Annotated in this window: 16 protein-coding genes; 6 read left to right on the forward strand and 10 right to left on the reverse strand. The window is 66.0% G+C overall.

What is annotated here, in order from left to right; all coding sequences use genetic code 11:
• The first annotated feature begins 3 nt into the window (after positions 1 to 3).
• Positions 4 to 429: a hypothetical protein gene (locus KF724_00855; GenBank protein MBX3354230.1), complete on the forward strand. Its 426-nt coding sequence runs from the start codon at positions 4 to 6 to the stop codon at positions 427 to 429.
• 93 nt (positions 430 to 522) lie between these two features.
• Here KF724_00855 and KF724_00860 read toward each other — a convergent pair whose 3' ends face one another.
• On the reverse strand, positions 523 to 1,818 hold the full coding sequence (locus KF724_00860) for an aminopeptidase P N-terminal domain-containing protein (protein ID MBX3354231.1): 1,296 nt from the start codon (positions 1,816 to 1,818) through the stop codon (positions 523 to 525).
• A 257-nt stretch (positions 1,819 to 2,075) separates the two neighbouring features.
• Between KF724_00860 and KF724_00865 the strand changes: the two genes are divergently transcribed.
• On the forward strand, positions 2,076 to 2,579 hold the full coding sequence (locus tag KF724_00865) for a hypothetical protein (GenBank protein ID MBX3354232.1): 504 nt from the start codon (positions 2,076 to 2,078) through the stop codon (positions 2,577 to 2,579).
• A 155-nt stretch (positions 2,580 to 2,734) separates the two neighbouring features.
• Here the strand turns inward: KF724_00865 and KF724_00870 are convergent, their stop codons facing one another.
• From KF724_00870 to KF724_00885, 4 genes are all read right to left on the reverse strand, one after another.
• On the reverse strand, positions 2,735 to 3,838 hold the full coding sequence (locus KF724_00870; GenBank protein ID MBX3354233.1) for a hypothetical protein: 1,104 nt from the start codon (positions 3,836 to 3,838) through the stop codon (positions 2,735 to 2,737).
• Between the two features lie 482 nt (positions 3,839 to 4,320).
• Entirely contained in the window at positions 4,321 to 5,646 is a 1,326-nt protein-coding gene (locus KF724_00875; GenBank protein ID MBX3354234.1) for a hypothetical protein, read from the reverse strand.
• Positions 5,647 to 5,966: 320 nt separating this feature from the next.
• Positions 5,967 to 6,890 carry a phenylalanine 4-monooxygenase gene (locus KF724_00880; protein MBX3354235.1) on the reverse strand — a complete coding sequence of 308 codons (924 nt, stop codon included), beginning with the start codon at positions 6,888 to 6,890 and terminating at the stop codon, positions 5,967 to 5,969.
• A gap of 101 nt (positions 6,891 to 6,991) precedes the next feature.
• Positions 6,992 to 7,618: a hypothetical protein gene (locus tag KF724_00885; protein ID MBX3354236.1), complete on the reverse strand. Its 627-nt coding sequence runs from the start codon at positions 7,616 to 7,618 to the stop codon at positions 6,992 to 6,994.
• Between the two features lie 41 nt (positions 7,619 to 7,659).
• Here KF724_00885 and KF724_00890 point away from each other — a divergent pair, with 41 nt between their 5' ends.
• Together KF724_00890 and KF724_00895 are read left to right on the forward strand one after the other, a co-directional pair.
• The gene (locus tag KF724_00890; protein ID MBX3354237.1) at positions 7,660 to 9,387 is read left to right on the forward strand and encodes a type I 3-dehydroquinate dehydratase; all 1,728 of its coding nucleotides are present in this window, start codon (positions 7,660 to 7,662) and stop codon (positions 9,385 to 9,387) included.
• Positions 9,384 to 10,679 (forward strand): MFS transporter, encoded by a 1,296-nt coding sequence (locus tag KF724_00895; protein MBX3354238.1) that lies wholly within the window; start codon positions 9,384 to 9,386, stop codon positions 10,677 to 10,679. Before KF724_00890 ends, KF724_00895 begins: the two co-directional genes overlap by 4 nt.
• 4 nt (positions 10,680 to 10,683) lie before the next feature.
• Here the strand turns inward: KF724_00895 and KF724_00900 are convergent, their stop codons facing one another.
• Complete coding sequence (locus KF724_00900) at positions 10,684 to 12,075, reverse strand: ABC transporter permease (protein MBX3354239.1); 1,392 nt, start codon at positions 12,073 to 12,075, stop codon at positions 10,684 to 10,686.
• A 15-nt stretch (positions 12,076 to 12,090) separates the two neighbouring features.
• Positions 12,091 to 12,930, reverse strand: a complete 840-nt coding sequence (locus KF724_00905; GenBank protein ID MBX3354240.1) for an ABC transporter ATP-binding protein — start codon at positions 12,928 to 12,930, stop codon at positions 12,091 to 12,093.
• Between the two features lie 243 nt (positions 12,931 to 13,173).
• Between KF724_00905 and aroC the strand changes: the two genes are divergently transcribed.
• Together aroC and KF724_00915 are read left to right on the forward strand one after the other, a co-directional pair.
• A complete protein-coding gene (gene aroC / locus KF724_00910) occupies positions 13,174 to 14,283 on the forward strand; it encodes a chorismate synthase (protein ID MBX3354241.1) in 1,110 nt (369 codons plus the stop codon).
• A 152-nt stretch (positions 14,284 to 14,435) separates the two neighbouring features.
• Positions 14,436 to 15,509 carry a hypothetical protein gene (locus KF724_00915; protein ID MBX3354242.1) on the forward strand — a complete coding sequence of 358 codons (1,074 nt, stop codon included), beginning with the start codon at positions 14,436 to 14,438 and terminating at the stop codon, positions 15,507 to 15,509.
• 37 nt (positions 15,510 to 15,546) lie between these two features.
• Here the strand turns inward: KF724_00915 and KF724_00920 are convergent, their stop codons facing one another.
• From KF724_00920 to KF724_00930, 3 genes are read right to left on the reverse strand one after another with little or no spacing between them, the layout of a single operon-like run.
• Positions 15,547 to 17,055: a hypothetical protein gene (locus KF724_00920; GenBank protein ID MBX3354243.1), complete on the reverse strand. Its 1,509-nt coding sequence runs from the start codon at positions 17,053 to 17,055 to the stop codon at positions 15,547 to 15,549.
• On the reverse strand, positions 17,052 to 17,978 hold the full coding sequence (locus tag KF724_00925; GenBank protein ID MBX3354244.1) for an ABC transporter ATP-binding protein: 927 nt from the start codon (positions 17,976 to 17,978) through the stop codon (positions 17,052 to 17,054). The genes KF724_00920 and KF724_00925 overlap by 4 nt, the downstream gene beginning before the upstream one ends.
• Positions 17,968 to 18,360, reverse strand: a complete 393-nt coding sequence (locus KF724_00930) for a GntR family transcriptional regulator (protein MBX3354245.1) — start codon at positions 18,358 to 18,360, stop codon at positions 17,968 to 17,970. The genes KF724_00925 and KF724_00930 overlap by 11 nt, the downstream gene beginning before the upstream one ends.
• Positions 18,361 to 18,470 lie beyond the last annotated feature (110 nt).

Genomic DNA, 18,470 nt, shown 5'->3' on the forward strand with positions numbered 1-18,470 from the left:
TGCATGGCGGATCAACACGAACCACTTCGCGATCCAGGAACGCCGGCGCTGCTTGAGGGCGCGGAGGATGCGCCGACGAACTGGAGAAGTCTCCCGCCCATGCGCTACCAGACGCCGTATGTCTGGTTCCTGCTCTTCTCCACGCTCGATGTTGTCCTGACATGGCACATCCTTGAGCGACACGGCGGATCGGAAGTGAATCCCGTCGCCGATCTCATCATCTGGCACTGGGGCTTCCTTGGCGCCGTGGCGTTCAAGTATGCGCTCGTGCTGGTGGTGGTCATCGCCTGCGAGTGGATTGCGCGAAGGCGCGAGCGCACCGGACGGAGGCTCGCGTGGCTCGCGGTTGCGATCAGTCTGGTGCCGCCGGTCTGGTCATTCACTCTGCTTGCCACGCACGCGGCGCAAGGCTCCATCAGAATCTGGTGAGACGGGGTCCGCGAGGATGCCGTGAGGACCGCGGCCCCGGCCCCGGACGCTCAGTGCCGGCGGAACTGTGTGGGAGCGGAGGGCTGCGCCGCACTAGAGTCGGCGCGACATCGCGCGCTCGACCTCGTCCGGATCCTTGGGAATGTTCGGCGTAAGCACCACCGGTCCCCTTGCCGAGACCAGCACATCGTCCTCAATGCGTACACCGAGGCGCTCCGCAGGAAGGTAGATGCCGGGCTCGATCGTGACGACGGCGTTGGCCGGAAGCGGCGCGTCAGGAGAGACATCGTGCGTCTCGAGCCCAAGGTGGTGACCGATGCCGTGAATGAAGGCATCGCCGAAACCCGCCTTGGTGATGACCGCACGCGCCACCGCGTCGATCTCGAGCAGCGAGCGGCCGGGCCGGCACGCCTTGATCGCCGCGAGCTGCGCCTGGAGCACCACCTCGTAGACCTCGCGCTGGCGCTTGGTGAATCGTCCATTCACCGGGAAGGTCCGCGTGACATCGGCGGAGTAGCCATTCCAGCGCGCGGCGGAGTCGATGACGATGCAATCACTGTCGGCGAGTGCTTGGTTGTTCGCGTGATAGTGGAGGACGGTGGCGTTGAAACCGCCGCCGGCGATGGTGCGGAACGCGAGGTCGCGTGCGCCGTGATCGCGATACGCCTGCTCGATCGTGCGTTGCACATCGAACTCGTTCTGCCCGGGGCGAAGCGAGCGCAGAACCGCGTTGAACCCTGCGGCCGTGATCTCACCCGCATGACGGATGCACTCGACCTCGGCGCTGCTCTTTGACGCCCGCATGAGGGCGATGACCTGCGTGCGATCTTCGATCGAACAGCCGGGAATGCGCTCCGTACTGCGGCGGAACACATCCAAGTCCTGCGACACAGGTGCGGTGTGCGGCGAGAGCGGCATGAGGCACCCCAGTCGCTTGGTGCGGCGCGCCGCTTCGAGCAGCATGCGTGAAAGCATCGTGGTGCGCACCACGGTCTCAAAGCCCGTGCGCGCCCGAAGCGATGAACCGAGCTCATGGCGGAATCCATCCCACTTCTCGACTTCGGGGTTGAGTGGCCGAAGCAGCAGCGAGATGCGCTTGCTCGGCTGCGGATGAGATGGATCGAAGAGGATCATCGCGCCCGGCTCATCGGTCACGCCGCTGAGGTACTCAAAATGTGCGTGCGGTCGATAGCCATGATCGAGGTGGGGGTCGGCATCGCCTGCAAAGACGAGGCCAACGGCGCCCTTCAGCGCCTCGAGGACGCGACAGCGTCGCGCCGCAAACTCGTCAAGTGAGATTGTTGGCGGCGATGCACTCGGACCGCGTGATGAGGAAGTCTTGTGAAGGGCGGAACGAGTGCGCGGGCGAGGGGACGGCGTGCGGGGCATGGAATGGGAGCCTACGCGCTCGAGTTCGTGCAGTGCGACACAGGCTCAAAGAGGAATCCCCCCCGAAGGCATGGAGATTGTTTTGGTCGATCTCTTGTCATCGTCTGGCGCGGAGGTACTGTCATCCGCGTTGGCTGGTCCGCCGCCGCGTTGGCGTGGGTGGAAACCTGCTTGATCGATTGGCGCCGAGGAAGGGTGAGTCAGGCCACGGGCCGTCAATTGCCGGCGCCAGTCAGAGACAGACGGAGGGAATGGTCATGAGAGGCAAGAGCTGTCTTGGCGCGGTCATGACGACCGCAGCGGTGACTGTTGGCTTCGCAACTTCAGCGAACGCCGATCAGGAGTTCGGATGGTCCCACACATGGACCTACATCCAGGGGCCCATCTTCGATGACTTCCACGCCACCTACTCGGGGACTGGCGGCACCATCGATCGTGTTGTGCTGACGCTCGATACGGCGGGCGGTGGCATCATCAGCCCGAACTTCAACACGATCGATATCGAGTGGCCCGACACATGGGTCATGCCCGGTGACTCCTTCACCTACACCTTCAACACTGCGTTCAGCCCGGTGCAGTTCGAAGGCGGGACGATTACCAAGCAGGGGCAGGTCATCGGCTTTGTCGAGATCGACGGGACGGTGCGTGCTGCGACGGGCGCACCGATCGGATTCTTCGAGCACTCCTTCGTGCCCGCACCTGGTGCCGCGATCCTGCTCCTCGCCGCAGGAGTCACGGCTCGTCGCCGCCGTTCGGTCTGACCTGTTGCGAGCGAGGCGACAGGCTGTCCAACGCGTCCAGCGCTCGTGAACGGGTCACGAGCGCTGGATGCTCTATCTCGACGAGTGGCGGGCGAACGACGACGAAGCTCGGATCGACTGCCGTGAGGGACGCGCCAGGGGCTCTCGCTTCGGTATCAGGGCGCTGAGCGTCCAGCACCTTCGTCAGGCGCGCCCGCCACTGGAGCGGTCCGGAGCTCGGCGAGCTCCGCGTCGCTGGGAAGCGTGCGAAATGGTGCCGGAGCGATCCGCCGCACGCCGTCGAGGGTGAAGCGCCGATCTCCGCACTGATAGGTCAGCTTTCGTGCGATGTCGATCACCACTCGGCCAGTTTCCGGCTGAGTCGCTTCGACGATCACCGACCGCGCCTCGATCGCATCCATCGGAGCCGCAGTGAGCATCGTTCCGGTCACGGTCATGACCGAGGTCGCTTCACCCATGGTCGTGTCAACCCGCTGCTCGATTGCCTTGGGGAATCGAAGGGGGCCGGCATCGAGGGCGCCGCGGGTACGAATCACGGTCAGACTGCGGAACGCAGGCCGACCCTCGCTGCCGGGTCTCTGCACCGTGACGGTGTGTTCCCGAAGGTGCGGAATGGGGTTGCTCTCAAACCGATAGGTGAAGCGGTCGAACTCGACGCCTTCGCGGAGCCAGCTCGCGCTGACCAGCCAACCATCGTCAGTCTCCGTTCGAGTGATCGAGGGATCGCCGGAAAGCGAAGACCAGAGCGTGCCGCGAGCATCGGGCTCCCCATCGATTCGATCTCCGATCTGCAGAAGCATCGGGAGATACCAGAGCAGCACGGGGAGAACCGTGCTTCGTGACGGTGCCACCATGAGAGGCTGGCCCTCCGTGCAGATCCACCCTCGTGTTCCGTCATAGACGACTCGCTCCCGGGACGCTGGAGCGGAGGTGGTCTCGCCCTCGTCCATCGGCTGTCGCGTGATGTCGAACGCCCACGCGCCCGCGACGAAGACCCCTTTGACGCGAGTCACTTCACGCAGGGGTTCGTGGGCAGCCCTCTCCACGACCATCTCGAACTCCGCGGTGAACCTGAAAGAGGTGGAGGCGTTGGGCATCTCGGGTCGCAGGTCCGTGCACTCGCCGTGACCAGAGGCGATCTTGGGCGGCGCGATGATGCAGCATGCGGCCACCACGGCAAGGGCATGGTTCGGGCGAGATCGTCGAGCGAGGTGGTGAAGCAAGCGAAGCACAATGGCTGGCCAGCTCAATAGTGACATGTCGGCCTCTGGCACACCAGACCGGTGAACACGGGCGAGCCGAGTGTCCCGTTGCACAGGCAAGGAGCAGTGACTTCTCGGCCGCAGTCAGGCGTGCCGGAGATGGTGTCGAAGCACTCCACTCCCCAGGCCCAACAGCCGGAGCACTCCTCGACGACCAAGGCAGGGCCGTCGCACCAGAACGCGAACAAGCCGAGATTCGCGCCACACCCGCCGCCGAGGACACAGGGGAGCACTCCGATGGTCCGGCAGTTTGCAATCGGCGTGCAGACATCCTTGCCCCAGTAGCTCTGCGTCGGCACGAGTGGTGCAGGGCCGGGCCCGGGGGCCGGTGCCTGGGGCTGGAGCGGCGTCCAGCCGGGCTGATGAGGCGTCCAGGTTGGAACCTGTGCGGTCGTCAAAGAGGAAAGGGTGAGCACCAATGGACCAACAACGAAGAGCATGCAACGCACCATGTTCGGTCTCCGGAAGAGGATCGACCCTTACGGGTCTGGAAGAAGATCACCGCCTCGCGCCGACAAGGCGGAAGCGACCCAGGACGCGTGTGATTCGCGCAATGCAGGGGGCAGCGCGTCGAGCATCTGCGTGATGGCAGCCTCAGATGCAGCGTGTCGGCGAGCGTGCTGCTTCTGAATGGTGCCGTCGGGTTGATGAATGACTGACATCAGATCTCGGGAGGGGTCCAGTCGAACCAGTTGCGAGGTCATTGTTCGCTCTGCATCGAGCATGATCGTGTTCATATCGCGCACGATGGCGTCGATGCGATCACGCACATCACCGGTGACCTCGGGCGATGCCAGCAACCTCGCGCCAAGCGCCTCCGCGGTCGAGGCTCGGAGCAGCCTTGGCACGATGGATCGATGGACCGATTGCATCCACGCATGCCGCGCCTCGGCCGACTCGAGAAGACCCTCGATTCGACTACCGGTGTCGAAGGCGTCTCGCGGCCATGCACCGCGCCGGCGCTTCAGCTCGGCCTTGAATGAGGCCAGGCCCCGCGACAGCTCCTCCATTGTTGTTGAGCGGAGCACTTGGGGAACACGGGTGAGCCGCAGTTGGTTGAGCTCCTCGCTCGCCACATCCACGCGCTGGACCCAGGCCAGGAGCACGGCGCGACGATCCTCCGAATGGCCGTTGGACACAGGAGGCGGCGAGAAGAGGCGCACCCTCAACGCGGAAAAGGGCCCGGAGTCACCGCCATCCGCAAGCCTGGCGGCCACCAGCTCCAAATCCACAACCGGCGCCACGAGGAAGCCGTGGGGCGGCGGAGCAAGGAAGCGTCGCCGGGCGAAGAATGCAGCGAGTGCCTCGGAAGAGTGTCGCGATGGTCCGGATGGGTCGATGCTTCGTTCCAATGATCGGAGCATCTGCTCGTCGCACTTCTCACAGGCCTCCCTGTATGCCTCCTGCGCACGAAGCTGTCTCTTGACGCTCTCAAGATTGACCATGTCGTGGTCTGTCGGCAACCCGCCTGCGGCAGCCTGCGACTCGGCCGCCGACAGCGCCGTGGCGCGGCAGCTTGCCCGCTCGTCCACGATGGAGTGGAGGGAGATCCGGTCATGCGGCGCGAGGCCGAGCGCCCACGCGAGCTCCACCGCGCCCCATCCACGCTCGCCGATCCAATCGGGGCAGTCCAGCGCCAGAGTGCGCCGAATGGAGTCCTGCGAGAGCGTCGATCGCGCCTCCGGGACGCTCGGTTCAGCCCCGCGGGAGTGGTGAACCTGAATCCCCTCGGCCGGCGTCGTGCTGACCGCTCCTGCCATCACGCTCAGTGCGGTGAGCCACTCGGCCGAATGCGTCGCGAACACTCAAACCCCCAATCATGGGCTGACGGTTCGTGTTGGAAAAGAGACAACGAACCGTCCTGGGTCGAGCCTTGTCACCGAGGACAACCGCGTAGATCCTAATCACTCCATCGGCGTTCCGAGCCGTGACGCCGAAATCACAGTGGGCAAAATCATCACGCGATGGGGGCGTTGGCAACCTTGCGCGCTTCGACACGAGCTCCTTGAGCCCACAGGCGGGCACGAGGCTTGAGGCGCCCGAGTGGCATGTCGATTGCTGACGGCGCTGGCGCCTCGCGTCGCCCAGCGCCCGGTCGGCGCTCGACGCCAGATTGTGGTGTTGCTCAGGCGCGATTGGCGGACTGACCGATCTGCACACCGACGCCGCGGCACATGCCGCCGCAGCAACCCTGCGCATGCTCATCGAGCAGGCGATCGGCATAGGTCATCATCGCGTCGCGAAGCTGCTCGAAACTGTCGAGCACATAGAGGATCGGCTGGTAGTGATCGATCTCGAACGAGGTATCGCACACGCGCTCGAGCTCGAAGGGGCGTCGATCGACTTCCTTTGACTCGAGGGCGTGACGGCTCTCGCCCGGGCTTGAGATCAAGCCGCTTCCATAGAGCTTGAGTTGCCCGCTCTCCCGGATCAGGCCGAACTCGACCGTGAACCAGAAGAGGCGTGCGAGGCGCTCGGTGTGCATCGGGTCGTTCGTCGTGAGCGCCGCCTTGCCGTAGGTCTGAAGGAAGTCAGCAAAGACCGGATCAGCATGCAGCGGCACATGGCCGAAGACATCGTGGAAGATGTCGGGCTCCGGCAGGTAGTCGATCGACTCCTTCGGGCGAATCACAATGGTCGTCGGGAACTCGCGCCGCGCGAGGCACGCGAAGAAGGCCTTGGCCGGGATGTACCCGGGCACCGCTCGGCTCTGCCATCCGGTGAGCTGGCGCAGGAAGGTGTTGATGCTCTTGGGACCTTCGAGATAGGGGATGTGATCTCGAACAAGTCGGATGCTTCGCGCACCGGAAAGGTAGACATCGCTCGCGCGCTCCGCGAGGAACTCCATCTGTCGGTCATAGAGGATGCGCCAGGTCTCCTGGTTCTCCTCGGTGTACCCCTCGTAGCGCTGATCGATGTAGACCTTCGTGATGTCGGTGTAGCCGGGTTCACCGAAGTGATTCGCGGCCTCCTGCGCGGCGTGCGCCTGCGCGTCATCGATCATGGCGGCATTCAGGCTTCCGGCGAACTTGGAGTTGGAGTCGGCCATGAGGAGGTCCTTGCGTTCAAGGGGCGTTCAATGCGAGTTCAATGTGAACGGCGAAATGTTCGGCGCGGTGCTCATGATTCGTCACCCGCGACAGGGGAATCCTACGACGAGGCGAGCGCCCGCTCCACCGATTCAGTCACCGACGCGACCGCATCGCCGCTGATACCGGACAAAGGCTCGGGAAAGGGAACCCGGACGACATCGAAGGCACGCCGGACATCGAGGCCACGGTCATCGATGCCCACGGCGACCGGCTGGCCTGCGGTGAGGTTCGCCGCCTCGCAGGCACGCTTGAGCAGCGTTCGGTCGCCCTGATTCAAACGCCGAAGGATCGCCGCTTCGTGGGTAGCCATCGGATTCGGAATGAGGAGGGCCTCGCCGTCGATGAAGTGTCCTTCGAAGCGGGCCGCGTCGATCGTCATGATGGCCCAGCGCACATCGGGAGGATCGCCGTGATAGATCCGCCAGCGATCGGCAAGGGCGCCGTGTTCGCCCTGTTCATCGAAGGCCACCAGTGAGACCATGAGGTGCAGGCTCGCTTCGTCATCATCAGGCATCTCGAGCACGGTCTCGATCGATTCGAGCATGGCCACCATCACCGGGGCCACCAGGCGCCCATCGGGCGCCACCACCACCTTGATCGCAATCGCATTGTCATCGAAGCGAATGCGACCGGAAAGGTGCGCGCGAAGGAAGGCATGCGCGCGCTCGATGACGGCGTCGGACATGGGGTCGCAGCGTACTCCACGGGGGCGATAGGATCCGCCGCGTGAATCTCGTGGCTGTCGCCATTCCAGTGGACGATGAGAGCGAGATCGAGGCAGCGCTCGCAGCGGCGCAGTCGGCGGTGACCGATGGAGCACGCTTGGTCGAGTGGCGCGTGGACGCGATGGTCGATCGCCTGCTTCCCAATGACGCCAGCGCGGCGCTCATGGCGGTCGAGCGCCTCTGCCGCGAGAGTCCGGCGCCGAGTGTGGTCACCATTCGCTCGGCTCGCGAAGGAGGTGAGTTCCGCGGCGAGGATCGCGATCGGCTCTCCCTCCTCCAGGCGATCGGCGCGAGTGATGCGCCGCCGCTCTACATCGATGTCGAGGAGGAGACCTTCGAGCGCAGCGCAAATCTGCGCCAGAAGGTCCGATTGGCGGTCGATCACGAACGGCAACCGAGGGGGCTGACCACTTCGCTCATTCTCAGCGCGCACGACTTCAACGGGCGCCCGGCGGCGCTGCAGCGGCGCCTCGCCACCATGGCGGCGGAGCCCGCCTGCGCGGTGATGAAGGTGGCGTGGCGAGCCCGATCGCTGCGCGACAACCTCGAAGCGTTCGAGCTGCTGCGAGACAGGCCTCGACCGATGGTGGCGCTCTGCATGGGCGAGTTCGGTCTGATGAGCCGAGTGCTCGCGCCGAAGTTCGGCGGGCTCTTCACCTTTGCGCGCGGCGCGACGACACCGGAAACGGCGGCCGGTCAGCCGACGGTGCGAGAGCTCTTCGAGCGATGGCGCTACGGGCGCATCGGGGCGGCGACGGAGGTCTATGGCGTCATCGGATGGCCCGTCGGGCACTCCCGTTCGCCAGATCTTCACAACGCGGGCTTCGACGCCATTGGCGCCGACGCGATCCATCTTCCGATGCCGATCGAGGGAAGTTGGGAGAGCTTCAAGGCGACGGTTGGTGCAATGATCGATCTTGCGCCCCTCGACTTCCGCGGCGCGAGCGTCACCCTGCCGCACAAGGAGCATCTGGTGCGCTTCGTGCGCGAACATGGCGGCACGCTCTGTCCCCTGAGCGAGGCGAGCGGGAGCGCGAACACGCTTCTGGTGCGACGAGCCGATGCAGGTGCGGAGCGAGCCCCGGCCGGTGACTTGTCCAAGCAGGCACGAGCAACACCTGATTCGCCGGGGCTTTCAGGGCGCCCCCATCTTGAAGCGGTGAATACCGATGCGCCGGCTGCGGTCGCAGCGCTTGAAGCGGTGCGTCCGCTGCGCGAGGCGCGCGTGGCGCTGCTCGGCGCTGGCGGCGTCGCCCGATCCGTTGCGCTCGGGTTGCTGCATGCGGGTGCCGCTGTGACGCTCTTCAACAGGAGTGCGGCGCGGGCGGAATCGCTGCTTGAGGCGCTTTCATCGGTGGCGCCCGGTGACGCGCGGTCGCGGCTCTCGATGGGCGGGACGCTCGAAGCTCTCGGCACTCGCGGGGCGGGGGAGAACTTCACCGTTGTCGTGAATTGCACGAGTGTCGGCCTCGTTGGCGGTGACGCGGCCGGAGCATCGCCCGTGCCCTCGAACTTCACCATGGGCCCGGGCATGATCGTGATGGACACCGTCTATCGGCCCCGCGAAACACCTCTCCTGCGCACAGCACGAGCCTCGGGCGCGATCGCCATTGATGGAAGCGAGATGTTCATCCGCCAGGCGGAGGCGCAGTTCCGACTCTGGACCGGGCGCGCGCCACCCGAGGGGCTCTTCCGCTCAGTGTTCGAGCGAGGCGCGAGCGAGCCATGAGTGCGCCTGAGTCATTGCGAAGTGCAGGTCGGCCCGCGATCGTCGCGCTCATCGTGCTCACCGGGCTCAACCTTCTCAACTATGTCGATCGCTATGTCATCTCCGCGCTCGTCACGCTTCTTGAGAAGCCGTTCGAAGAGGGCGGGCTGCACCTCAACGAGACGCGCATCGGACTCGTCTTCTCGGCATTCCTGATTGTCTACACGCTCACCGCGCCATTCTTCGGCGCCATGGCTGACCGCCTGCCGCGCCTTCACCTGCTCGCGATCTCCGTGGCAGTGTGGAGCCTGGTCACGGCGTCGTGCGGACTTGCGGCGGGTTTCATCTCGCTCTTGGTGCTGCGGGCCCTGACGGGCGTGGGCGAAGCGGCCTATGCGGCGATTGCGCCAGCAGTCCTCGCCGATCACTTCAAGATCGGCGTGCGCGGTCGCGTGATGGCCATCTTCAACGCGGCGATTCCCGTCGGAGCGGCGCTCGGCTTCATTCTCGGGGGGCTCGTGGGCGGGTGGTTTGGCTGGCGCGGCGCATTCCTCATCGTGGGACTTCCGGGCGTGCTGCTCGCGTTCATCATCTATGGATTGAAGGATCCGCCGCGCGGTGCGAATGACGCGCTCTCACCGGCCGAGGGGCGCTCGATGCGTCCGCCCGGCTTCCGGGCATCACTCGCGATGCTCTCGCGGCCGCGCTATGCCTTCGCTTCGCTTGGCTACGCCATGCAGACCGCGGGGTTCGGGGCCCTCGCGGTCTGGGCCCCCAAGTTCCTTGAAGCGGCGCATGGCCTCTCGCGCGAGAAGGCGTCGATGGGCTTCGGTGCCGTCATCGTCGTCACTGGACTTGGCGGCACGCTTCTCGGCGGGTTCCTTGCGGATCGCCTCTATCAGCGCACGCCTCGCGCGCACCTCCTGGTCGCTGGTGCAACGACCTTCCTTGCCGCGCCGTTCATCTTCATGGCCGGGCTCGTCGCGGGCGATGCCGCCGTGTGGGCGTGCATCGTCATGGGGAGCTTGATGCTGGTGATGTCCGTCGGCCCCATCAACTCGCACCTTGCCAACTTGCTCGGACCGAAGGAGCGCGGCACCGGCATGGCCCTCGCGATTCTTGTTCTTCACTTGCTGGGCGATGTACCGAGCGTGCCGATCATCGGCACCGTGGCGGGCGCGAGCGGATGGCCTGCGGCGATGGCTGTGACCGCCGCCTTCACCGCAGTCGGGGGCGTGATCTGGCTGCTTGGGGCGCTTCGAGAACCGGCGCAGCATGGCCCCGGCTCGCGAGCGCCGGAAGTCGTGGGCTGAGCGCTCACTCTTCCTGCCAGCGCATGCTGACGGTGCCGACAATGAAGCCGATGATGCCAAAGGCCGCGAGCACGGAGAGTGGAAGCGCCATCTCCTCGAGTGAGAAGGCGCGCCAGGTGTACCCGTCGATCGCGCGCACGGCCCACGAGAACGGACTGATCGAACTGAAGGTCTGAAGCCATCCCGGCATCAGGAAGATGGGAATGGTGCCCCCGCCGATCATCGCCAGCACCAGAACGAGCGCTCGGCCGAGCCCCTGAGCGCCACCCTCGGTGCGCGTGAGGCCCGCGAGCATCATCATGAGCCCGGCGAATCCGAGCGATGTGGTCAGCGTGGTGAGAATCATCAGTGGAACACTGCTGATCCAGATACTGAAGTAGGGCAGCGTGCCGAGCGCCAGCAGCATGCACTGGACGAGCATGCAGGCGGAGAACGCGGCGAGCGCCTTGCCGAGCAGAATCTGTCGTCGTCGGATGGGCGCCGTCCGCAGGCGAAGCAGCGTGCCGCGCGAGCGCTCCTCGGCGATCGACGCTCCGAACGCCGTCACGCAGCTCATCAGTCCCCACACCATGCCTTGTCCGAAGCTGATTTCGAAACTGGAGCGAGGTCGCTTGCGCTCATCGGTGACCTGGGAGACCTCGACGCGCAGCGGGCGCCACGCGAAGCCGGTGTCACTCTCGACAGTTGTGTCGGAGGCGTCGGTTCCAGCCGCTCCGCGAGCGTCATCGCGTGACGGGTCCGCATCGCCCTCGCCGGCTGCGGCGCCGGGTGCTTTGCCAGCCGCGCTCGCCTCCTCCAACGCTCTCGACTCGGCAAAGCGATCGAGTCCGCTGAAGACACTGGAGAGCGCCTGACGCTGCTCGCTGGGAAGTCCGGAGAGGAGAAGCGCGGCGCGCCCGACGGCGGTGGCCTCGCGCATCGCCGAGGTGTCCTGCATGAGCGAACTCAGTTGACGAAAGGCCAGCTCATTGAGTTTGCCTTCAAGCAGTCCGGCTTCCGCCGCTCGTGAAGGATCGACGACGAGGTGCAGCGTCAATCCACCTCCGGCAAAGAGCTGCATCATGCCGGTGTCGAAGCCGTTCGGGATCACCACGCAGGCCATCACGCGGCCGCGACGGACCAGCGTCTCACCATCGGCGCGGGACTCGAGGGTGGTGACGGCGACCGCCGAGTCGCGCTCGAGATCGCGGCGCAGCGCGAGCGCGCGAGGTCCGCCAGACTCATCGACAACCGCGATTGGAATGGCGCTTCCGCCTCCCGGACGCGAACCACCACCGAAAATGATTCCGAAGAAGAGCGCCACGAAGATCGGAAAGATGAAGACGAAGAACGCTGCGGTGCGATCGCGCAGAAGCAGCGAGATGTCCTTGCGAGCGATGGCGAGGATGGCTCCCATGGGGCTTGGCGACCGTCAGTCGCGCAGGCTCCTTCCTGTGAGAGCCAGAAAGACGCTCTCAAGGTCCGGTCGCTCGACGCGCACACCCGTGGCGTCGCCCTGCCCGAGCGCCGAAGCGATGACGGCGAGCGGATTCGAAGTCGTGTGCCGCTCGACCTGTTCGCCGCGCTCGACCACCACGGTCACCTGGCCGCCGAACTGCCGAAGCAGCTCATCGACCGTGCCCAGCGCGAGCACGCGCCCGTGATCGACGATCGCGACGCGATCGCAAACGCGCTGCGCTTCGTCCATGTAGTGCGTGGTGTAGACGACGGTGACACCGCTCGAGGCGAGGCGTCGGACCAGTTCGAGCAGGCTGGCGCGGCTCTGAGGATCGACGCCCGCGGTCGGTTCATCGAGGAGAACCAGTTCCGGCTCGTGGACGAGCGCGACGGCGAGATTCAGCCGTCGCTTCATCCCCCCGGAGAAGCCCTTCACACGATCACGGCCGCGCGAGGCGAGGCCGACGGTGTCGAGCAGTTCCGCGGCGCGCCGTCTCGGCGCAGCGACGCCATACAGACGACCGAAGAAGAGGAGGTTCTCCTCGGCGGTCAGATCGTCGTAGAGCGCCAGGCTCTGCGGCGCAAGCCCGAGGTGTCGCCGGGTGAGGGGTTCGCGAGGCGATCCCACGCCGTCGAGTTCAACAGTGCCTGAGTCGGGGGAGAGAAGCCCGATGCAGATCGAGATGGTCGTGCTCTTTCCCGCGCCGTTGGGGCCAAGCAAACCGAAGACCTCACCGCGGCGGACCTCGAGCGAGAGACCATCCACGGCTTGAATGGCTCCGAACCTCTTGCGAATGTCAACCAGGCGCAGCACCGCGGATCGAGTCTATGAGATTGGCTCAGAGTCAGCGTGTCGTTCGGTCGGCAGGTGTCGCGGCACCGCAGTGAACTCACTCGGCGGCTCGCGATTGATGGGCCATCTTCAAAGTCTGCGATGCCTTCCGCCGGCTCCGGCCACGGCGTGGCGGGCGGCGTCATCCGCGCGTGCCGTCTTCAGCGTTAGCATGCTGGCGTGAGGCTCTCCTATCGAACCGCAGGTGAATCGCACGGTCCGGCCATGAGCGCGCTGGTCGAGGGCATGCCGGCGGATCTCGAGATCGATGTGGCCTTCATCGACGCAGAGCTGAAGCGCCGCCAAGGCGGCTATGGGCGCGGCGGTCGTCAGCGCATCGAAGACGATCGGGTGAAGTTCCTCTCCGGCGTTCGCCTCGGGCGCACCATCGGCGCGCCGATCCTGATGCAGGTGGAGAATCGCGACAGTCGACTCGATGATCTCGAGCGCACGCCGCCAGTGCATCGCCCGCGTCCGGGTCACGCCGACCTTGCCGGGGCTATGAAGTTCGACTCCGATGATTGCCGCAACATTCTCGAGCGGGCGAGCGCGCGGGAGACGGCGGCGCGGGTGGCGGCAGGAGCGCTCGCTCGCGTGTTGCTGCGCGACTTCGGCATCGAGGCCTTCGGCTTCGTGCGAGGCGGGCTGGATGTCGTCTCCACAATCGAGGTGACACCGGAGAACTGGAAGAAGCTCCGGGAGGTTCGCGACGCGACCGAGATTGCCATGCCCGATCCGGAAGCCGCCGAGCGCTTCATGGAGCGCATTCATGCGGCGAAGGCGGCGAAGGACACGGTCGGTGGCTGGTGCGAGGTGCATCTCTTCGGCGTGCCCGCTGGGCTCGGAGGATGCGCGCAGTGGTTCGATCGCCTGGATTCGCGCCTCGCGGCCGCGGTCATGGGCATCCAAGCGTTCAAGTGCGTCGAGATCGGCCTCGGCCGCGAGTGTGCGGCGCGGCTGGGCAGCGAAGTGCATGACCCCATCACCTTCGATGCAGCGCGGCGCAGCGAGCCCCATGGCGGCTTTGTTCGACCTCGGAACAACGCCGGCGGGATCGAAGGCGGCATGACGAACGGCATGCCGATTGTCGTGAAGGGCACCATGAAGCCGATCGCCACACTCGGGAAGGGCATGCCCAGCGTCGATCTTCGCACCCATGAGGCGCAGGGCAGCGCGTATGAGCGCAGTGATGTCTGTGCCGTCGCCGCCGCCAGCGTGGTCATGGAGAATGTCGTGGCGTTCGAAGTCGCGCGAGCGTTCCTCGAGCGCTATGGCGGCGACACGATGGGCCAGCTTCGTGCGCATGTCGCGGCCGACGCGAACCGCCGCCGATAAGCGGAGCGCGGGGAGGGTTCCGAGCGGGTCGAGAGCTCTGCGGGCGGGTGCTCTCGATGGGGACGCAGAGTCGCCCCCAGGATGTGCCGATGGATGCCTCGTGCCTCGGTGCCTGATCGAGACTGCCCCCTGACTCCCAATCACCTCGGACCATGCCATCAATCTCCGCACTCCCCCTGATCGTTCTCCTGCTTGCCGGTCGGCCATACGACCCTCTTCGGCTGCCGGAGGTTGTCGTCCACCACCATGACCTTGTGGTCCAGGATGATCATCGGCGCCGCGAGATTCCGCTTCGCGTCTACCTGGCCGAGGGCGCGGCGTCGGCACCCGTCGTGCTCTTCAGCCACGGACTCGGCGGGTCATCAAGAAACAACCCCTATCTCGGCGAACATTGGGCGCGACGCGGATTCGCGGTTGTCTTCATGCAGCACCCGGGCAGTGACGAGAGCGTCTGGCGCGATGTGCCGGCGGCGCGTCGGATGGCCGCCATGCAGCGCGCCGCAAGCGCGGCGAACCTCACCCTGAGGGTCCATGATGTCTCGGCGGTGATCGATCAGCTCGATCGCTGGTCGCGCGAGGATGGTCACGCGCTCGCAGGACGGCTCGATCTCGAACGCATCGGCATGTCCGGGCACTCGTTCGGCGCGCTCACGACGCAGGCGGTCAGCGGCCAGGCTCCAGCGCTTGGTCGAAGCGCCGCCGATCACCGCATTCGGGCGGCATGTGCGATGAGCCCGAGTGCACCACGGCTTGGAGGAGACAGGGCCGCCGCGCGTGCCTTTTCCGGCGTGCGCATTCCCTGGCTGGTGATGACAGGCACGAACGATGTGTCACTCATCGGTGGAGCTGACCTCGAGTCCCGGCTTGCCGTCTTCCCCGCGCTCCCACCGGGTTCGAAGTACGAGCTCGTGCTCTTCGAGGCGGAGCACTCCGCCTTCGGCGATCGGGCCCTGCCCGGCGATCGAGGGAACCGCAACCCGAATCACCACCGCGCAATCCTGGCCATCACGACCGCCTTCTGGGAGGCGACTCTCCGCGACGACGAGCGCGCACGAGCGTGGCTCGACGCCGAGCCACCGGCGCCTGCGGCGATCGCCTCCGGCGAACTGCGTGATCGAGGATTGTCCGGGACCGCGGGCCAAGGCGGCCCGCGCACCGGGAGCGACGCCGCCGTGGTCGGGCCCTGGAGTGTGCTTGAGCCGAACGATCGTTGGCAGCGGAAGTAGAGGCCGCAGCGCTTCGACGCCGCGCGGCCGCGAATCGCTACAGGTCGCGCCGGGCGTAGAAGCGACGCAGCTCGAAGAACCACGCCGAGCGCAGCGCGAGGAACGCCACGACCGAACCTGCGACCACGACCGCCTTGCCAATGCCGTCGAGCGAGCGGGCCGACCTCCAGAAGGCGACGCACAGGATTGCTCCAAGGACCGTGGTGGCCGTGATGGTCCCGCTCGCCATCACCGTGTCGATCTCACGCGGACGCGCCGAGCCACCTCCCGTGAAGCGCGCGTCGAGCACCTGAAGGCGCCACCACCGCGCCGCGGGCATCACCAGCAGCGCCGCCATGATCGAGGCGAGGGCGTCGCGCATCGCGGGCCATGCGTCGATCGAGCCGAAGACCCGTGCCGTGGCGAGGATCAGCAGCACGACGCCGACCGCAAGACACGCCATGAGCAGCTCCTGCGCCTGTGTCACGAGCCACATGATGCGAGCAAGGCGGACGCGCGCCAAAGGTCGGGTCACCAGAAGCGGAGGCTGCAGTGGTGTGGAGAGGGCAAACATCGAGGCGAGCATGGCGATCAGGAAGGTCGTGATGACCGCGCGCGGCGTGCCCATGGGTGAACCGAGCCATGCCAGCCCGAACGGCTCCGGTGGCATGCCTCGAAGAGGCACGAGTGATCCGATCACCGAGAGCCCGAGCAGCAGCGAGAGCGTGCCGGCGATCGCGAAGGTCACCATCGGCATGACCCAGCCACCTCGTGCGAAACCTGCAATCTCATGGAGGATGGCGCGCGCCCAGTCGAGGTCACTGCGGCGGACCCCGGAGAACACAGCGGCTCCGTCACGGGGGGCGCGGCGAGATCGAAGTGCCTCCGAGGTCGAGGCGTAGAGATCCAGTCGAGCGCTGGCCGTCGGCACTCGAACGGCTGCTCCAAGGCGCGCGGCACGATCGCGCCGGGCCGTTGCTGTTCCGGTGAGTTCGACCACGGCGATCATCAGCCCCACCGCGCCGGTCGCCCAGAGCCATGGAAGCACCGAGGTGACCGTGGCCACCTCGGGCGCCAAGAGGACCAGCAGAAACACGCTCAGCAGGGGAACAGCGACGCGCACCCGCAGCGCCCAGGATGGTGGATCATTGCCGAAAATGGCAAGCGTGAACCCGAGGGCGGCCATGGTCGCGAAGAACCAGGAGCTCACCGATGTGCCTGCGGCGAGCGCCGTCCCGAATCCGGCCATCGCGCCGAAGAGAATCGCGCCGACGATGCGCAGCTCTCTCGACGCACGGTGCGGAAGGCCCGGCAGATTCCACGCGAAGGGGCAGTTTCGCAGCTCTCGGAACGATGACGCCATGAGCATGCCCACGCACGCTGGGACCAGCAGCGCGATCGCGGCATTCACGAAGAGCACGGTGCCCCCAGACTCTTCGACGGGAAACAGCCACTGTCGCAGGGGCACCAGCGCGACAAGCGCTCCGATCGGAGGAATCGCGACGACGATCAGGGACCACGCAGTGCTCCATCGTCGAAGCAGGCGCACGGACAGGATCGATGTCATCGCGACGCCTCATCGGAGATCCAGAGGTTGAACATCCGCTCGAGGCGCACTGGGCGCTCCTCCACGCTCACGCCGTAGCGCTGTTCGAATCCGGAGCGATGGCCGGCGCCGCCTTCGACGGTGAGAATCGCCTGCCGCCCATCCACTCGCGCCGTGCGGATCCACGGCTCGTCGAATCGAACGGGCAGCGCCTCCCGCGTGGCGAGGACGCGCCACTCGGCGTAGCGCTCCTGGAGCGCATCGAGTGCCTCGTCGCGAACCAGGCGGCCCCGATCGAGGCAGAGAATCCAGTCCACGGTCCTCTCGATGTCGTCAAGGATGTGCGACGAGATGATGATGGCTGGCTCGTCCTCGCGGAGCAGCTCGACCAGGAGTGATAGCAGCGCCTCGCGGCTCGGCGGATCGAGGGCCGCCGCAGGCTCATCCAGGAGCAGCACCTCGGGGCGATGGCAGACCGCGGTCACGATGGCGAGCTTCTGAACCGCACCCGGTGACATGTCGCCGATGCGCTGCCATGGATCGAGATCGAATGCCTCGACGAGCCGCTGCTCGCGACGCCGATCCCACCTCTCATAGAAGGAGCGCACGAAGTCGAGGTGCGCCCGTGTCGACATCCACGGCAGAAGGCGATTCTCCTGGTGCACCACGCCGAGGCGAGCGAGCGTCGCGTCGTCGAGCTGCGAGCTCTCCGCACCGAGCACGCTCGCCATTCCGTCGCTTGGAAGCGCGAGCCCCTGAAGGCACCGAAGGAGCGTGGTCTTGCCGCTTCCATTGCGACCAATGAGACCGACGATCCTGCCGCGAGGAATGGCGAAGCTCACACCATCAAGGGCCGTGTGGGCGTCGAAGCGCTTGGTCAGACACACGGCAGCGACGACATGAGATCGATCGTCGGCGAGCTTGGTGAGGAACTCATGTGACATCGTCATCTCCTCGGGAATGAAGGACCTTGCGATAGATCTCGATCGCCTCTTGCACGGAGAGGCCGAGTTGGTGGGCGGCGAGCACGGCAGGCCGCAACGCACGGGCGAGCTCCTGTTCCTTGGCACCGTGTTGCCGTGATGCAGGAGCACCACGCACCACGAGGGCAAGACCCGGACGGCGCTCGAGGATGCCCTCCTGTTCAAGCAGCGCGTACGCCTTGCTCACCGTCATGGGGTTGATGTCGAGTTCGGCGGCCAGATCGCGGGTGGAGGGAATCGACGCTCCCGGTGTGAGCGAGCCCGCGGCGACCTGGAAGCGGACCTGATCGCAGATCTGCCGGAACACCGGCGTTCCGCTCGCCCGATCGAGAGAAATCAGCATCTCGAGCCCTGGTGCATTACTGCAATAATACACCAATACGGTTCGATGTCAAGGGCCGATCTCGAGCCGCGTCCGGGCGGCTATTGTCGTTCCGGTTGGCCTCGATCTGG

The sequence above is a fragment of the Phycisphaeraceae bacterium genome, assembly GCA_019636735.1.
GTDB lineage: Bacteria > Planctomycetota > Phycisphaerae > Phycisphaerales > SM1A02 > VGXK01.

Excerpts from the sequence above, each read along its gene's own strand:
- KF724_00900 (MBX3354239.1), bottom strand. The coding sequence starts at position 12,075 with ATGGGAGCCATCCTCGCCATCGCTCGCAAGGACATCTCGCTGCTTCTG.
- KF724_00930 (MBX3354245.1), bottom strand. The coding sequence starts at position 18,360 with ATGCTGATTTCTCTCGATCGGGCGAGCGGAACGCCGGTGTTCCGGCAG.
- KF724_00880 (MBX3354235.1), bottom strand. The coding sequence starts at position 6,890 with ATGGCCGACTCCAACTCCAAGTTCGCCGGAAGCCTGAATGCCGCCATG.
- aroC (MBX3354241.1), top strand. The coding sequence starts at position 13,174 with ATGAGCGCGCTGGTCGAGGGCATGCCGGCGGATCTCGAGATCGATGTG.
- KF724_00920 (MBX3354243.1), bottom strand. The coding sequence starts at position 17,055 with ATGACATCGATCCTGTCCGTGCGCCTGCTTCGACGATGGAGCACTGCG.
- KF724_00925 (MBX3354244.1), bottom strand. The coding sequence starts at position 17,978 with ATGTCACATGAGTTCCTCACCAAGCTCGCCGACGATCGATCTCATGTC.
- KF724_00895 (MBX3354238.1), top strand. The coding sequence starts at position 9,384 with ATGAGTGCGCCTGAGTCATTGCGAAGTGCAGGTCGGCCCGCGATCGTC.
- KF724_00860 (MBX3354231.1), bottom strand. The coding sequence starts at position 1,818 with ATGCCCCGCACGCCGTCCCCTCGCCCGCGCACTCGTTCCGCCCTTCAC.
- KF724_00855 (MBX3354230.1), top strand. The coding sequence starts at position 4 with ATGGCGGATCAACACGAACCACTTCGCGATCCAGGAACGCCGGCGCTG.
- KF724_00885 (MBX3354236.1), bottom strand. The coding sequence starts at position 7,618 with ATGTCCGACGCCGTCATCGAGCGCGCGCATGCCTTCCTTCGCGCGCAC.
- KF724_00870 (MBX3354233.1), bottom strand. The coding sequence starts at position 3,838 with ATGTCACTATTGAGCTGGCCAGCCATTGTGCTTCGCTTGCTTCACCAC.
- KF724_00865 (MBX3354232.1), top strand. The coding sequence starts at position 2,076 with ATGAGAGGCAAGAGCTGTCTTGGCGCGGTCATGACGACCGCAGCGGTG.
- KF724_00915 (MBX3354242.1), top strand. The coding sequence starts at position 14,436 with ATGCCATCAATCTCCGCACTCCCCCTGATCGTTCTCCTGCTTGCCGGT.